Below are 12,470 nucleotides of genomic sequence, written 5' to 3'. Positions count from 1 at the left end.
CGACGTCGAATGGACAAAAAAAAGAAGGGCCAGCTTGCCCCTCTCTCTTTGTTATCGTTTGCTATAGCTCGGTTGGAGTCCCCAGATTTCGTCGGCGTATTGCCTGATGGTCCGGTCGCTTGAGAAGAAACCGGAGTGTGCGATGTTTTTGGCGCTCATGGTCAGCCAATGGTTACGATCCCGATAGGCTGCATCCACCCGCTCCTGCGCACTTATATAAGATGCAAAATCCTTTAGGACAAAATATTCATCATTTTGCATCAGCAAAGAATCGTGAATCGGTTCAAAGTGGTCATCCACATCCGGGAAGAAGCCGTTGACAAGCTGTTCTAGGACTTGTTGGATACGTTTATCATGGTGATAATATTCACTAGAACGGTATCCCCCGTTCTGATAATAGTTCAGCACTTGTTCCGCTGTCAGACCAAAAATGAACATATTCTCTTCGCCGACCTCTTCTTTTATCTCTATATTTGCCCCATCTAGGGTACCGATGGTCAAAGCTCCATTCATCATGAACTTCATATTTCCGGTTCCTGATGCCTCTTTACTGGCAGTAGAGATCTGTTCGCTCACATCGGCTGCAGGAAAGATATCCTCCGCCAAGGATACACGATAGTTTTCCAAGAAGATGACCTTTAAACGTCCATTGATTGCAGGATCATTATTCACCTTATCCGCCAAGGAGTTTATCAGTTTGATAACCCGTTTGGCATAATAATAACCAGGTGAAGCCTTCGCTCCAAAAATGAATGTTCTTGGATGTATATCGAAACTGCTATCCTCTTTCAATCGGTTATAAAGATACATAATATGAAACACGTTTAACAACTGACGCTTGTAGGCATGCAACCTTTTCACCTGGACATCGAATATGCTATCTGAATCGACGATAATCCCTGTCTGCTTTCTTATCCGTTCTCCAAGAATCTGCTTACGCTCACGCTTTACTTGATCCAGCTTATCCAAAAAAGCGGAATCGTTTGCATATACATCAAGCTGACGAAGCTGTGTTGTGTCCTTCATCCAGCCGTGGCCTATAGTTTCCTGGATAAGGGAGGTCAGCTGCGGATTTGCCTTTAACAGCCAACGGCGATGTGTAATTCCATTCGTTTTATTATTAAACTTATCCGGGAAAGCTTCGTAAAATAAACGCATTTCCCGGTTCTTCAAAATTTCCGTATGAATTTTAGCCACACCATTCACACTGAAGCTACCGACAACCGCCAAGTGTGCCATCTTCACCAAACCATGGGCAAGAATCGCCATTTCCTCAATACGTCCCCACTGACCAGGATACTTCTTCCACAAATCTGCACAAAAGCGCTCATTGATCTCTTCCACTATCATATAGATACGTGGCAACAACGGCTGAAAAATGTTAATTGGCCATTTTTCCAACGCTTCTGATAGGGTGGTATGATTTGTATAGGAAATGGTATGGGAAGTTATCTCCCATGCTTCCTCCCAGCTCATATCCTCCTCATCCAGCAGTATCCTCATCAGTTCAGGGATGGCCAGCACAGGATGGGTATCATTGATATGGATGGTGACCCGCTTATGGAAATCTATTAAACTTCCATTCTTCTTACGGTAGGAGCGTATAATACTGCCAATACTCGCAGCTACCAGGAAGTATTGCTGTTTGAGGCGTAATATCTTTCCTTCATCATGGGTATCATCGGGATACAAGAATTCAGATACTGCTTCTGTATCACGCTTATATTGCATGATATCTTTATTAGTTGGGAAAGGCGCTGGCTCTGCACTCCAAAGACGCAGCATATTGACTGTATCTGTTTGATAACCGACAACCGGCATGTCATATGGTACAGCAGTTATCGCTTCTCCTTTTGCATGTCTAAACTTTTCTTTTCCATCTTCCTTATAGGATTCCACCTTGCCCCAGAAGTTAATTTCCACAGCCTGGTCAGGCTTTCTGACTTCCCAGACGTTTCCATGTCTCAGCCATTGCTCCGGTAGTTCCACCTGATAGCCGTCGACAAACTTCTGATCAAACAGACCATGCTTATAACGGATTCCACAGCCATGTCCCGGTAGATCCAAGGAAGCAAGCGAGTCAAGGAAACATGCAGCGAGACGGCCAAGACCCCCATTTCCAAGCCCAGCATCCGCTTCAATCTCCTCAATTGTGGATAGATCAAGTCCAAGCTCTTTCAAGCCTTCCTCGACCACACTTTGAATTCCGAGGTTCAATAGGTTACTTCCGAGTAACCTACCCAATAAAAATTCGATGGAAAGATAGTACACCTGTTTTTCATCTGCGGCGCGATTTCGTTCATTGGTCGTAATCCAGTTGGCACTTATATATTCACGCACCATATTTCCGAGTGTATGATAATGGTCTCTTGATGTTGATTCCTGAAAGCTCTTCCCGTACATACTCTCCAGCTTTTTTAAAAAGGCTGTCTTGAACTTTTCTTTATCAGAGAACATGCACTCCACTCCTAGCCATTAAGGTTGAATACAATTGATTGTATTTGAATGCTGATTTCGCCCAGCTATAATCTCGTTCCATTGCTTCTTTCATAATGCCATTCCATACTTCTGGCTGCTCATAAAAGCTGATGGCACGTCTGAGGGTATACAGCATATCGTGGGCATTGAAGTTTGTGAACGAAAACCCGTTACCTTCCAAAGTGGTTTCATTGTAAGAAGTGACCGTATCATTCAGCCCACCGGTTTCCCTTACGACCGGAATCGTCCCGTAACGTAGGGCGATCAACTGGCCAAGCCCACATGGTTCAAAACGGGAAGGCATCAAGAACATATCAGCCCCCGCATAAATCTGATGGGCAAGCGGTTCATCGAATCCGATGAAGGTTCTCACCTTTTGCGGATAACGGTAGGACAGTTCACGGAAATATTGTTCAAATTGAGGGTCACCTGTTCCAAGTACAACCACCTGTACATCCTCTTCCAACACTTCATGCAATACACAAGTGACAAGGTCCAACCCCTTCTGCTTTGTTAACCTGCTGACCATGGCAATGATCGGGGTATCTTCTTTTACAGGCAACCCGCATAAATTTTGCAAGGCCTCTTTATTCAGCTTTTTATTCTCCATCTTGTTGGCAGAATAATTTGCTTCAATGTATTCATTGGTTTCAGGGCTATATAACTCATCATCAATTCCATTAATGATTCCTACTAGCGCGTCGCTCCTAGCCTTGAGTACCCCATCCAATTTTTCACCGAAGTAGGCCGTCTGTATCTCATCCTTATACGTTGGACTAACGGTGGTTATGTAACCGGATGAGACCAATGCCGCCTTCATGAAATTAACATTTCCATAAAATTCTAGTTCATCAGCAGTGAAATGCTTATAGTCAACCCTTAGCAGGTCGTGCAGGATGCTAGGAGGGAAGACTCCCTGGAACTGTAGATTATGGATGGTAAAGACGCTTTGAATATGTTCAAAACGTGGATTTTGCTTGTATTCCCGCTCGAGGATAAAGTTGACCATGCCAGTATGCCAGTCATGACAATGGATGACATCTGGAATGAAATCGATGGCAGTCATGCTCTCCAATACCGCACGACAGAAAAAGGAAAAGCGTTCCCCGTCATCGAAATGGCCATACAGGGAATCGCGATTGAAATAGTATTCATTATCAATAAAATAATAGGTTACATTTTCATGTGTCAGTTCTTCCACGCCACAATACTGGTGGCGCCACCCCACATCAACAAATGTGGTCTGTATCCTTTTCATTTTATTTTTAAATAGTTCAGGAATCTGCCCATACTTAGGCAGGATGACTCGCACATCCGTACCAAGCTTCTTCAATTCCTTAGGCAATGCTCCCGCAACATCGCCCAAGCCTCCTGATTTCACAAATGGAACACATTCGGATACGACAAACAATACTTTCACGAATTCATCAGAGCTCCTTGTACTGATCCTTTTTTCACTAAATAAGGGGAATCTTCCTTACCTGTTATTACCGTTCGGTTCTCTACCTTCACATCTTTGTCTAGAATGACAGAATCTAAAACACAATTCTCTCCAATAATGCCTTTTTGCATAACAATACTGTTTTTGACCACGGTACCTTTCCCAATTCTGACGCCCCGGAAGATGATACTGTTTTCCACATGCCCCTCAATGATGGCACCATTGGCAATCATGGAGTTCTTCACATAAGCATCTTTTGAGTAGCTTGTTGGCGGCTCATCTTTTACTTTTGTAAAGACAGGCTGGTTCTTTACAAACACCTGCTTCCAGACGGAAGGATCCAACAGCTCCAGGCTGTGCCCATAATAGCTCTCCAAGGAATCAATCACTGCAGCGTAATTCGTATATTCATAGTTGCATATTTTATAACCGCTCGTAATGTCCTGCACCACATCCATGATACTTCTATACCCTGTTTGCTCATGATTCATGAATAATTTGACAAGTAAATCTTTTTCTAAGACATACATATCCAGAGTTTCTTCTTCTTTCACCACATGCGTGATATCACATCTATTTTGAATATGGCGATCTAAAATTTGTTTGAAATTCATATTGCATACTGTAAAACTATTGGCGATAACAACATATGTCTGATTGCTCCGCACGAAAAAGTCCTCATTCTCTTTAAAATGCTGAAAGGAACCAGTATTCACATTCTCCGAACTTGGGAAGAAAAACAATCCATCACGTTTGCGATCCAGATCCCACTGTTTCCCCGATCCAAGGTGATCCATAAGAGATCGGTACTGGTAACGCGGAAAGATGGCTACATTCTGTATTCCGGAATTGACCATATTGGATAGTACAAAGTCTATCAATCGATAACGGCCGCCAAAAGGAACGGCAGCTATTGAACGCTTCAACGTCAACTCCTGCATATCTTCATTATGGATTGTTGCATCGATGATCCCAAGCATTGATTTATTCATAAATGACACCCTTCCTGTGTTTGATTTTTGCGTCTATTAACGGGTTGTGGAGAAAATTCCTTTATCCATCATTTCCTCTGTCACTAAAATAATCTCGTCTTCATTCTTCTCTGGGCAAATGACGGCACCATCTGGAATTTTGATACCTGCAGGAATGATTGCCTTGTTCACATAGACATTCTCACCTATTATTGCATCAGGCATAATAACAGAGTTTTGGATCACAGAGTTTTTGCCGACATTTACACCCTGGAATAACACAGAATGATCGATTTTTCCTTCAATGAAGCAGCCTTCATTCACTAGAGAGTCCTTCACGTCTGCGTACGGGGCAATAAACTGTGGAGGCTGATTTGGATTAACAGAATAGATTCTCCAGTCATACTCAAACAGATTCAATTCACAATCTTCTTTCAATAAGTCCATATTCGCTTCCCAAAGACTTTTAACTGTCCCGACATCCTTCCAATAACCTTTGAAAGGATAAGCAACCAATCTCTTGTTCTCTTCTAATAACAAAGGAATGACATCCTTCCCGAAGTCATGGCTGGATTCTGGGTTTCTGTCATCCATTTCCAAATACTCTTTCAAAATAGACCATTTGAAAATATAAATTCCCATGGACGCCAGGTTGCTTTTAGGATGGGCCGGTTTCTCGTCAAATTCCACTACTTCCAGCTTCTCGTTAGTATTCATAATGCCAAATCTGCTTGCTTCCTCCCATGGTACCTCCACTACGGAGATGGAGACATCTGCATCCTTTTGAATATGGTAATCTAACATTTCCTCGTAATTCATTTTATAAATATGGTCACCAGAGAGAATCAACACATATTCCGGTTCATACTGCGTTAGATAATTGATATTCTGGTAGATTGCGCTCGCGGTCCCTGTGTACCATTTGACACCCGAAGATTCGGTATAAGGAGGTAGTACGGTCACTCCCCCATTTTTACGATCAAGGTCCCATGTACTCCCAATGCCGATATAGGAATTCAGTACCAGCGGCTGATATTGAGTAAGTACCCCAACAGTAGTAATGCCTGAGTTTGTGCAATTGCTCAATGCAAAATCTATGATTCTATATTTTCCACCAAAAGGGACGGCCGGCTTGGCTAGAGTTTTCGTCAAGGAACTGAGCCTGCTTCCTTTTCCTCCTGCTAGTAACATTGCTACACATTTATTCTTCGACATCCGCTACCTCTCCCCTCTAATTTTCTTTGGTTTCCACATGCTTACTCCAAACGGAGCAACATTGACCATCATATGATATTGCATGCCGTGATATGCTCCCTCTTGTGCACTAATTTCCTTATCATTCACAAGGCCACTTCCACCGAATTTTTGCTGATCAGAATTGAATATTTCTTCATAATCCGCCAAAAGGGGTACTCCCACTTTAAAGCCTTCATAAGAAGCGCCAGTGAAATTACATAGTATAACCAACATATCTCCAGGTTTTTTGCCTCTTCTGATAAAAGAGAAGATGCTTTGATCCCGGTTGTCCGCATCAATCCATTCAAACCCTTCCGCCTCATGATCCCATTCATACAAAGCCTTTTGATTGTGGTAAAAAGACAATGACTCTTTAAAATAATGATGAAGCTGTTGATGAGTTTCATATTGATCTATCAAGAACCAATCCAATTGCTCCAGGTCCTTCCACTCATCGAACTGTCCGAACTCTCCCCCCATATAAAGAAGCTTTTTCCCGGGATGGGCTAGAAAAAATCCATACAATAACCTAAGCTGAGCAAATTTTTCATGGTACTCACCTGGCATTTTGTTAAGCAGTGATTTTTTTCCATGAACGACTTCATCGTGCGAAAACGGTAAAATGAAATTTTCGGAGAATGCATACACGATGGAAAATGTCACTTTATCGTGCAGATGCCTCCTTTGCTCGGGTGATGCCTCCATATACCGTAGAATGTCATTCATCCATCCCATATTCCATTTATAGTTGAATCCTAAGCCTCCACTAGAAGTTGGAGTGGTGACAAGAGGCCAATCCGTAGAATCCTCCGCAATCATCAGCACACTGTAATCCTTCTCAAAAACGGCCTCATTTAACTTTTTCAGAAACTGCTGGGCAAACGGATTCGCATGCTCCTCTTGTGAATTCGGCCAATACAACATATTTGCCACAGCATCCACCCGGAAACCATCTACATGATAATACTCCATCCAAAACAGGGCATTGGAAATGAGAAAACTTCGCACTTCAGGCTTGCCAAGATCGAAATTAGCAGTCCCCCACACCTCATTCTCCCGGTCATGATAGTTCTCATATTCAAAGACAGGTGCTCCGTCAAACATATATAAGCCATGGGCATCCTTACAGAAGTGACCAGGAACCCAGTCCAATATCACACCGATATCTTCTTGGTGACATGCATCGATGAAAGCCATCAGGTCAACCGGACTTCCATACCGACTCGTAGCAGCATAGTACCCTGTACCTTGATATCCCCAAGAACGATCATAGGGATGCTCTACTAACGGAAGCAATTCAATATGAGTGAAGCCATGCTCCTTTACATAAGGAATAAGCTCGGAAATCAACTCTTTATAGGAAAAGAGCACATCCCCCTCTTTTTTCCTCCAGGAACCAAGGTGTAGCTCATATATGAACATTGGTTTTTCATAAACCAGTTTCCGTTTTTTCTTTCGGCGCCAATTCTGGTCTTTCCATTTATAACCTTCCATATCATAGACAATGGAAGCTGTATTAGGGCGCACCTCTGCATGAAAAGCAAAAGGATCCGCCTTATGTAAAATCTCTCCTGATTGTGTAACTATTTCATATTTATATAAATGTCCGTTCAAATCTTCTTCTATATGGATGCTCCACACACCCTCATTATTCAATCTTTCCAGGGGATGCTTCTGCCCGTTCCACTCGTTAAAAGAACCCATGACACGGACCGCTTTCGCATTAGGTGCCCAAACAGTAAACCTGGTTCCCAACACCTTTTTGCGATGGCGTACGATATGTGCTCCGAAAAGTTCATAACTTTTATGTAACGTCCCCTCGTGAAAAAGGTGCAGTTGAAAATCCGTCGAACTTGTAGCAATCAATTTTTTCACCCTTCCGTCATTCCATATAAAAAGAATAATGTTATACACTACTATTCTCTTTTTTATAATATTCTCCTTTATACGACAAGTCAGAATCGTATGACATAAAACAACATAATTTATATCAATAGGGGATTTTGTCGAATATTATGTTTTATAGGAAATCGTTTTCATTGTTGTTTTACAAGAACTCTTGATTTACCAACGTTTTTGTAAGGGGTTACAAAAGGAGATGATTCGACCAAATACTAGGAGGACTTTTGTAGTAATATGTCGAAAACTATTTAGGGGAATTATAGAGAAACTAATGAATTGTACACGCTTACATTTGCTTATTATTCTGATATATTAAATATATTATTGAAAAAAGCGTTTGAGATGAAAAAGAAAAGGGTATAACATATGTTGCCGATCTATTTTTTATGGAAAGATTAAGGGAAGATGGAGGAGTGAAAGAAGGAAGTAATAAAAAAAGACAAATAAAAAAAGCCATGATATTTTTAAAAATACCACAACTTTTTGATGACCCGTACGGGATTCGAACCCGTGTTACCGCCGTGAAAGGGCGGTGTCTTAACCGCTTGACCAACGGGCCAGATATTCTGGCGGAGAAGGAGGGATTTGAACCCTCGCGCCGCTTACACGACCTACACCCTTAGCAGGGGCGCCTCTTCAGCCACTTGAGTACTTCCCCAGATATGGCTCCACCAGTAGGATTCGAACCTACGACCCTTCGGTTAACAGCCGAATGCTCTACCGCTGAGCTATGGTGGAATAAAACGGTATATATATAATGGTGGGCCTAAGTGGACTCGAACCACCGACCTCACGCTTATCAGGCGTGCGCTCTAACCAGCTGAGCTATAGGCCCATAAAAATGGAGCGGGTGATGGGAATCGAACCCACGACATCAGCTTGGAAGGCTGAGGTTTTACCATTAAACTACACCCGCTAAAAAAGGGCGACTGATGGGAATCGAACCCACGAATGCCTGAACCACAATCAGGTGCGTTAACCACTTCGCCACAATCGCCATAATAATATTTATTTAAAAGAGATGGTGCCGGCGATAGGAGTCGAACCCACGACCTACTGATTACAAGTCAGTTGCTCTACCAACTGAGCTACACCGGCATTAAAAAATCATTAGAAAAAACAAAGTGGCTCGGGACGGAATCGAACCGCCGACACATGGATTTTCAGTCCATTGCTCTACCAACTGAGCTACCGAGCCAAACTATAAAGATAAAAAATGGCGGTCCCGACCGGGATCGAACCGGCGATCTCCTGCGTGACAGGCAGGCATGTTAACCGCTACACCACGGGACCATTTGGTTGCGGGGACAGGATTTGAACCTGTGACCTTCGGGTTATGAGCCCGACGAGCTACCGGACTGCTCCACCCCGCGATAATATTAATGAAGTTTTCAATCTCATGCATATTAGTATCAACTGTCCCGATCTCTCAATGTTAATTCAGTGATGTGTGTCGATCGGTACAACTCGAAGCTTATACAAGAAGCTTATGCTCGTTGCTCCACCCCGCGATAATACTATAGAAACTATACTCACCATATTCTAAAGATAATATGGCGGAGGAAGAGGGATTCGAACCCCCGCGGGCTTTGACACCCCTGTCGGTTTTCAAGACCGATCCCTTCAGCCGGACTTGGGTATTCCTCCGCGTATAGAAAGAACTGGTGGACCTTGTAGGACTCGAACCTACGACCGGACGGTTATGAGCCGTCTGCTCTAACCAGCTGAGCTAAAGGTCCTTTTTGGTAGCGGCGGAGGGGATCGAACCCCCGACCTCACGGGTATGAACCGTACGCTCTAGCCAGCTGAGCTACACCGCCAAAAAGTAAAAGTATTTCATTAGGATTAACAGGCACCAATGTTACTGGTCTGTGTCCCTTCCTCTGCAAGCAAATTCAAGGATGTTAATCCGTCGGGACAACTCGGAGCAAATTCTTGAAGTCATGCTCGTCGCTACACCGCCAAAAAGTAAAAGTATTAAAGTGGAGCCTAGCGGGATCGAACCGCTGACCTCCTGCGTGCAAAGCAGGCGCTCTCCCAGCTGAGCTAAGGCCCCATATCAAGGTTGAAAACTAATGGTCGGGAAGACAGGATTTGAACCTGCGACCCCTTGGTCCCAAACCAAGTGCTCTACCAAGCTGAGCTACTCCCCGATAATGGCGCGCCCGAGAGGACTCGAACCCCTAACCTTTTGATCCGTAGTCAAACGCTCTATCCAATTGAGCTACGGGCGCTTATAAATGAAAGTCATTTTACTGTTGTAAAAAACTCTGGTGCCGAGGACCGGAATCGAACCGGTACGGTAGTCACCTACCGCAGGATTTTAAGTCCTGTGCGTCTGCCAGTTCCGCCACCCCGGCAAGTCTGTTGGAGCGGAAGACGGGATTCGAACCCGCGACCCCCACCTTGGCAAGGTGGTGTTCTACCACTGAACTACTTCCGCTAATATAAAATTACAATGCGGGTGAAGGGACTCGAACCCCCACGTCAAGGACACTAGATCCTAAGTCTAGCGCGTCTGCCAATTCCGCCACACCCGCAAGATAAATGGTGTGCCATGAAGGACTCGAACCTTCGACCCTCTGATTAAAAGTCAGATGCTCTACCGACTGAGCTAATGGCACAAAATGGTGCCGGCGATAGGAGTCGAACCCACGACCTACTGATTACAAGTCAGTTGCTCTACCAACTGAGCTACACCGGCATATTATGGATGATTATTTTCACTAGTGTAAAAAAATCTTGGTGGAGGATGACGGGATCGAACCGCCGACCCCCTGCTTGTAAGGCAGGTGCTCTCCCAGCTGAGCTAATCCTCCATATATCCGCCTGGCAACGTCCTACTCTCACAGGGGGAGATCCCCCAACTACCATCGGCGCTGAAGAGCTTAACTTCCGTGTTCGGTATGGGAACGGGTGTGACCTCTTCGCCATCATTACCAGACAAATAATATTATACAAAATTGAGAAAGAAAATCAAGAAGTTTTTCAACTTTCTTGTTCCTTCAAAACTAGATAATGTGTTCATATCAAGAATTCCTATCGTTCATAAAATTACTTATTGTTGGGTTAAGTCCTCGATCGATTAGTATTCGTCAGCTCCACATGTCGCCATGCTTCCACCTCGAACCTATCTACCTGATCATCTTTCAGGGATCTTACTTACCGAAGTAAAAGGAAATCTCATCTTGAGGGGGGCTTCATGCTTAGATGCTTTCAGCACTTATCCCGTCCGCACGTAGCTACCCAGCTATGCCTTTGGCAAGACAACTGGTACACCAGCGGTGCGTCCATCCCGGTCCTCTCGTACTAAGGACAGCTCCTCTCAAATTTCCTGCGCCCACGACGGATAGGGACCGAACTGTCTCACGACGTTCTGAACCCAGCTCGCGTACCGCTTTAATGGGCGAACAGCCCAACCCTTGGGACCGACTACAGCCCCAGGATGCGATGAGCCGACATCGAGGTGCCAAACCTCCCCGTCGATGTGGACTCTTGGGGGAGATAAGCCTGTTATCCCCGGGGTAGCTTTTATCCGTTGAGCGATGGCCCTTCCATGCGGAACCACCGGATCACTAAGCCCGACTTTCGTCCCTGCTCGACTTGTAGGTCTCGCAGTCAAGCTCCCTTGTGCCTTTACACTCTGCGAATGATTTCCAACCATTCTGAGGGAACCTTTGGGCGCCTCCGTTACTCTTTAGGAGGCGACCGCCCCAGTCAAACTGCCCACCTGACACTGTCTCCCAGCCCGATAAGGGCTGCGGGTTAGAATTTCAATACAGCCAGGGTAGTATCCCACCGACGCCTCCACCGAAGCTAGCGCTCCGGCTTCTCAGGCTCCTACCTATCCTGTACAAGCTGTACCAAAATTCAATATCAGGCTACAGTAAAGCTCCACGGGGTCTTTCCGTCCTGTCGCGGGTAACCTGCATCTTCACAGGTACTATAATTTCACCGAGTCTCTGGTTGAGACAGTGCCCAGATCGTTACGCCTTTCGTGCGGGTCGGAACTTACCCGACAAGGAATTTCGCTACCTTAGGACCGTTATAGTTACGGCCGCCGTTTACTGGGGCTTCGGTTCAAAGCTTCGCTTGCGCTAACCTCTCCCCTTAACCTTCCAGCACCGGGCAGGCGTCAGCCCCTATACTTCGCCTTACGGCTTCGCAGAGACCTGTGTTTTTGCTAAACAGTCGCCTGGGCCTATTCACTGCGGCTCTCTCGGGCTTTAACACCCTAACAGAGCACCCCTTCTCCCGAAGTTACGGGGTCATTTTGCCGAGTTCCTTAACCAGAGTTCTCTCGCTCACCTTAGGATTCTCTCCTCGCCTACCTGTGTCGGTTTGCGGTACGGGCACCATACTCCTCGCTAGAGGCTTTTCTTGGCAGTGTGAAATCAGGAACTTCGGTACTATATTTCCCTCGCTATCACAGCTCAGCCTTA

The 12,470-nt window shown here is 44.8% G+C and carries 5 protein-coding genes, 22 tRNA genes and 2 rRNA genes; all 29 read right to left on the bottom strand.

The features are described from left to right. Window positions 1-51 precede the first annotated feature (51 nt). Window positions 52-2,457, bottom strand: coding sequence for a glycogen/starch/alpha-glucan phosphorylase (locus EKQ44_RS09690; RefSeq protein WP_237663344.1), 2,406 nt, complete (start codon window positions 2,455-2,457; stop codon window positions 52-54). After that, complete coding sequence (gene glgA / locus EKQ44_RS09685; protein WP_237663343.1) at window positions 2,447-3,898, bottom strand: glycogen synthase GlgA; 1,452 nt, start codon at window positions 3,896-3,898, stop codon at window positions 2,447-2,449. The genes EKQ44_RS09690 and glgA overlap by 11 nt, the downstream gene beginning before the upstream one ends. Next, entirely contained in the window at window positions 3,895-4,911 is a 1,017-nt protein-coding gene (locus EKQ44_RS09680) for a GlgC family sugar phosphate nucleotidyltransferase (RefSeq protein ID WP_237663342.1), read from the bottom strand. Before EKQ44_RS09680 ends, glgA begins: the two co-directional genes overlap by 4 nt. Window positions 4,912-4,947: 36 nt before the next feature. After that, on the bottom strand, window positions 4,948-6,105 hold the full coding sequence (locus EKQ44_RS09675; protein ID WP_237663341.1) for a glucose-1-phosphate adenylyltransferase: 1,158 nt from the start codon (window positions 6,103-6,105) through the stop codon (window positions 4,948-4,950). A gap of 3 nt (window positions 6,106-6,108) precedes the next feature. Beyond that, the gene (gene glgB, locus EKQ44_RS09670; RefSeq protein ID WP_237663819.1) at window positions 6,109-7,992 is read right to left on the bottom strand and encodes a 1,4-alpha-glucan branching enzyme; all 1,884 of its coding nucleotides are present in this window, start codon (window positions 7,990-7,992) and stop codon (window positions 6,109-6,111) included. 523 nt (window positions 7,993-8,515) lie between these two features. Beyond that, a tRNA-Glu gene (locus tag EKQ44_RS09665) sits at window positions 8,516-8,587 on the bottom strand. A gap of 8 nt (window positions 8,588-8,595) precedes the next feature. Further along, a tRNA-Ser gene (locus EKQ44_RS09660) sits at window positions 8,596-8,686 on the bottom strand. A gap of 5 nt (window positions 8,687-8,691) precedes the next feature. After that, a tRNA-Asn gene (locus tag EKQ44_RS09655) sits at window positions 8,692-8,766 on the bottom strand. 20 nt (window positions 8,767-8,786) lie between these two features. Further along, window positions 8,787-8,863: transfer RNA gene (locus EKQ44_RS09650), tRNA-Ile, on the bottom strand. Window positions 8,864-8,870: 7 nt separating this feature from the next. Then, window positions 8,871-8,944: transfer RNA gene (locus EKQ44_RS09645), tRNA-Gly, on the bottom strand. Between the two features lie 8 nt (window positions 8,945-8,952). Beyond that, a tRNA-His gene (locus tag EKQ44_RS09640) sits at window positions 8,953-9,025 on the bottom strand. A 25-nt stretch (window positions 9,026-9,050) separates the two neighbouring features. After that, window positions 9,051-9,126 (bottom strand) — tRNA-Thr (locus EKQ44_RS09635). A 27-nt stretch (window positions 9,127-9,153) separates the two neighbouring features. Next, a tRNA-Phe gene (locus EKQ44_RS09630) sits at window positions 9,154-9,226 on the bottom strand. 19 nt (window positions 9,227-9,245) lie between these two features. Further along, window positions 9,246-9,321 (bottom strand) — tRNA-Asp (locus EKQ44_RS09625). A gap of 3 nt (window positions 9,322-9,324) precedes the next feature. Further along, window positions 9,325-9,401: transfer RNA gene (locus tag EKQ44_RS09620), tRNA-Met, on the bottom strand. Between the two features lie 181 nt (window positions 9,402-9,582). Continuing rightward, window positions 9,583-9,675, bottom strand: a tRNA-Ser gene (locus EKQ44_RS09615). A 15-nt stretch (window positions 9,676-9,690) separates the two neighbouring features. Next, window positions 9,691-9,767 (bottom strand) — tRNA-Ile (locus tag EKQ44_RS09610). A gap of 4 nt (window positions 9,768-9,771) precedes the next feature. Further along, a tRNA-Met gene (locus tag EKQ44_RS09605) sits at window positions 9,772-9,848 on the bottom strand. A gap of 163 nt (window positions 9,849-10,011) precedes the next feature. Further along, a tRNA-Ala gene (locus tag EKQ44_RS09600) sits at window positions 10,012-10,084 on the bottom strand. A 20-nt stretch (window positions 10,085-10,104) separates the two neighbouring features. After that, window positions 10,105-10,181: transfer RNA gene (locus EKQ44_RS09595), tRNA-Pro, on the bottom strand. A 4-nt stretch (window positions 10,182-10,185) separates the two neighbouring features. Next, a tRNA-Arg gene (locus tag EKQ44_RS09590) sits at window positions 10,186-10,262 on the bottom strand. A gap of 37 nt (window positions 10,263-10,299) precedes the next feature. Next, window positions 10,300-10,388: transfer RNA gene (locus EKQ44_RS09585), tRNA-Leu, on the bottom strand. An 8-nt stretch (window positions 10,389-10,396) separates the two neighbouring features. Beyond that, window positions 10,397-10,471 (bottom strand) — tRNA-Gly (locus tag EKQ44_RS09580). A gap of 16 nt (window positions 10,472-10,487) precedes the next feature. Further along, window positions 10,488-10,568 (bottom strand) — tRNA-Leu (locus EKQ44_RS09575). A gap of 8 nt (window positions 10,569-10,576) precedes the next feature. Beyond that, window positions 10,577-10,652 (bottom strand) — tRNA-Lys (locus EKQ44_RS09570). 4 nt (window positions 10,653-10,656) lie between these two features. Further along, window positions 10,657-10,732: transfer RNA gene (locus EKQ44_RS09565), tRNA-Thr, on the bottom strand. Window positions 10,733-10,771: 39 nt separating this feature from the next. Then, a tRNA-Val gene (locus EKQ44_RS09560) sits at window positions 10,772-10,847 on the bottom strand. Window positions 10,848-10,855: 8 nt separating this feature from the next. Further along, window positions 10,856-10,972, bottom strand: a 5S ribosomal RNA gene (gene rrf, locus EKQ44_RS09555). Window positions 10,973-11,093: 121 nt separating this feature from the next. Next, a 23S ribosomal RNA gene (locus tag EKQ44_RS09550) occupies window positions 11,094-12,470 on the bottom strand; the annotation flags it as partial.

This window comes from Sutcliffiella horikoshii (assembly GCF_021991925.1).
Taxonomy (GTDB): Bacteria; Bacillota; Bacilli; order Bacillales; family Bacillaceae_I; genus Sutcliffiella_A; species Sutcliffiella_A horikoshii_F.
The sequence above is the reverse complement of the archived record's forward strand: the minus strand, read 5'-3'. Positions and strand labels throughout refer to the sequence as shown.